Raw genomic sequence first — 327 nt, forward strand, 5'->3', positions numbered from 1 at the left:
AGATCGCCACCGGCTGGTCGGGCTTCACCCCAAGCCCGATCAGATGATGGGCCAGCCGGTTGGCCCGGACATTGAGCTCACCATAGCTCAGCTCTTCATTTTCGCAGACCAGTGCCACCGCGTCGGGCGCCCGGCGCACCTGCGCCTCGAACAGTTCGTGCACGCACAGCTCCGACGGATAGTCCGCTTCCGTCCGGTTCAGCTCCTCCAGCAGATAGCGGCGCTCGTCCGCCGGCAGGATGTCGAGCTCGCGCACCGGTCTGTCGGGAGCCTGCTCCAACGCCTCCGCCAGCTGCTCGAGTGCGCGCTGCATGTAGCCGCAGACCC

1 protein-coding gene is annotated in these 327 nt (G+C 67.0%); it reads right to left on the bottom strand.

Going from position 1 to position 327, the window contains the following annotated elements; all coding sequences use genetic code 11:
• Positions 1–327, bottom strand: a 327-nt coding sequence (locus tag AYK65_RS31210; protein WP_172402099.1) for an AMP-binding protein, incomplete at both ends; no start/stop codon positions are given.

Source organism: Ensifer aridi (genome assembly GCF_002078505.1).
Lineage (GTDB): Bacteria > Pseudomonadota > Alphaproteobacteria > Rhizobiales > Rhizobiaceae > Sinorhizobium > Sinorhizobium aridi.